The organism is Streptomyces neyagawaensis, from assembly GCF_023516595.1.
GTDB classification, from domain to species: domain Bacteria; phylum Actinomycetota; class Actinomycetes; order Streptomycetales; family Streptomycetaceae; genus Streptomyces; species Streptomyces neyagawaensis.
Genome location: NZ_JAMGBG010000020.1, coordinates 1 through 2,260 on the forward strand (window position 1 = coordinate 1; position 2,260 = coordinate 2,260).

A 2,260-nucleotide genomic window follows, 5' to 3' on the forward strand; every position below is an offset into this window, starting at 1 on the left:
CGAGACGTTCCGCCATCGCCGCTCCGACCTGCGGGTCGAGCTGTCCCATGCGCGTCAGGTACTGGCGGATGGCCAGCCACAGCCCGTCCGGAACAGCGGACAGGTCGAGCCCCGAGAACTGCCCGGCCAGCCAGGGCGGCGGCGGAGGCACGAACGGCGACCTTCCCGCCGGCACCCGCTCCCGCACGACCAGCGTCCCCGCGAACACATCCCCCAGCCGCCGCCCCCGCGCCGACACCAAGGAGGCGATACACGCGACGACCCCGAAGGTCATCAGGATCTCGACGACGCCGACGGCACCGCGCACCAGGGCGTGCCGGAACCGGATCGGCCCCCCGTCGTCCCGCACGACCCGCAGCCCGAAGGCCAGCTTCCCCAGGGAGCGCCCATGGCTCAGCGTCTCCACCGCGATCGGTACACCCACCAGCAGGAGCAGAAAGCTCGCGACGGCCATCGCCATCTGCGCCGCCTCGTCGAGACCGGCCGTGGCGAGAGCCAGGAGCAGGGTCACCACGAGGTAGACGACCATCGCCACGACCAGGTCGAGCAGCACGGCCAGTGCCCGGCTCGGCAGCTTCGCGGGACGCAGCTCCAGCGCCACCGCCTCGCCCGTCACTAGCTCACTCACACCCGTAGTCCTTCCGGTTCCATCCCCTGACCTGCCCCGAGACTGGCCAGTCTGCCAAGCTGAAGCCACATCGCGCCGCAGTACGACCTGTACGACAAGCTGACACGCAGTTCGAGAGGGACGAGGAGCAGCCAACCCGATGGACCTCGATGTCTTCGTGTCCGCCCATCGCGCCGAGTGGGACCGCCTCGACGCACTGCTCCGCCGCCAGCGCCGCCTGAACGGCGCCGAGGTCGACGAACTGGTCGCCCTCTACCAGCGCACGGCGACCCACCTCTCCCTGATCCAGTCCAGTGCCCCTGACCCTCAGCTCACCGGCCGTCTCAGCCAACTCGTGGCACGCGCGCGTAGCGCGGTCACAGGTGCCCGCCGCTCCTCATGGCGCGATGTCGTCCGCTTCCTGACCCACGGTTTCCCCGCGGCGGTCTACCGCTCCCGGCGCTGGTGGGTCCCCACCGCACTTCTCTCCACCCTGGTCGCCGCCCTCCTGGGCTGGTGGATCGGTACTCACCCCGAAGTCCAGGCGTCGATCGCGGCCCCCGACGCACTGCGCGAGATGACGCGTCCCGGTGGCCAGTACGAGACGTACTACTCCAGCCATCCCGCGGCCTCCTTCGCCGCCCAGGTGTGGACGAACAACGCCCAGGCCGCAGCCATGTGCCTGGTCCTGGGCATCTTCCTGGGCCTGCCGGTCCTCTGGATCCTTCTGCTGAACATGCTCAACCTGGGCGTGGGCATCGGCCTGATGTCCTCGGCGGGCCGACTCGACGTCTTCCTGGGCCTCGTCCTACCTCACGGCCTGCTGGAACTGACCGCGGTCTTCGTCGCCGCCGGTACGGGCCTGCGCCTCGGCTGGACCGTCATCGACCCAGGCCCCCGAACCCGCCGCTCGGCCCTGGCCGAGGAGGGGCGGGCCGCAGTGGGGATGGCGATCGGCTTGGCGCTGGTCCTGTTCGTCTCCGGCGCCATCGAAGGGTTCGTCACCCCGTCCGGCCTGCCGACCTGGGCCCGCATCGGCATCGGCGTCCTCGCCGAACTCGCCTTCCTCGCCTACGTCTATGTCCTGGGCGGACGTGCGGCTCGGGCCGGCGAGACAGGCGACATCGAGGAGCATGAGCGCAGTGCCACGGTGCCCACAGCTGCCTGATGTGCATCCACCCCCGTCGGGCTGTTAGGGTCGTCGTCGTTCCCGCGAGAGCCGTTGACACGGTGCTAGCGGGGAGGTAGATTCGAACAGTTGCCTAGTGGTGGACATGCCCCAGGTGACAGTGAACATCTACCGGTTCCTCGTGGACGAGATTCGCGAGTGAGCCCGCCCCGATGAATCAGAAAGACAGGCCGGTAAGGCCGGTCAAAAACTTCTGATAAAGTCGGACTCGCCGAAAGGGAGCCGCAAGGCGAACGAATAGGCAAAAGCCCTCCAACGGCTACCGGAAATGAATTCCGACCGGAAACGGAACGGAAAACGAATCTGGTAAGGTTGGAAACGCAAGACCGAAGGGAAGCGCCCGGAGGAAAGCCCGAGAAGATCGGGTGAGTACAAAGGAAGCGTCCGTTCCTTGAGAACTCAACAGCGTGCCAAAAATCAACGCCAGATATGTTGATACCCCGTCTCCGGCCGGTTCGGTCGGG

The 2,260-nt window shown here is 67.6% G+C and carries 3 protein-coding genes; 1 reads left to right on the top strand and 2 read right to left on the bottom strand.

Annotation, left to right across the window (positions count from 1 at the left end; genetic code table 11):
* Window positions 1-628 (bottom strand): RDD family protein (locus M8J73_RS11325; RefSeq protein ID WP_249828558.1); only part of this gene is annotated, 628 nt, incomplete at its 3' end.
* 139 nt (window positions 629-767) lie between these two features.
* Between M8J73_RS11325 and M8J73_RS11330 the strand changes: the two genes are divergently transcribed.
* Entirely contained in the window at window positions 768-1,775 is a 1,008-nt protein-coding gene (locus M8J73_RS11330; protein WP_249828559.1) for a stage II sporulation protein M, read from the top strand.
* A 280-nt stretch (window positions 1,776-2,055) separates the two neighbouring features.
* On the opposite strand, the gene M8J73_RS11335 is transcribed toward M8J73_RS11330, so the two are convergent.
* The coding region (locus M8J73_RS11335) for a hypothetical protein (protein WP_249828560.1) at window positions 2,056-2,260 on the bottom strand (205 nt) is incomplete at its 5' end.

Coding starts and splice junctions, on each gene's coding strand:
- M8J73_RS11330 (WP_249828559.1), top strand. CDS start 768: ATGGACCTCGATGTCTTCGTGTCCGCCCATCGCGCCGAGTGGGACCGC.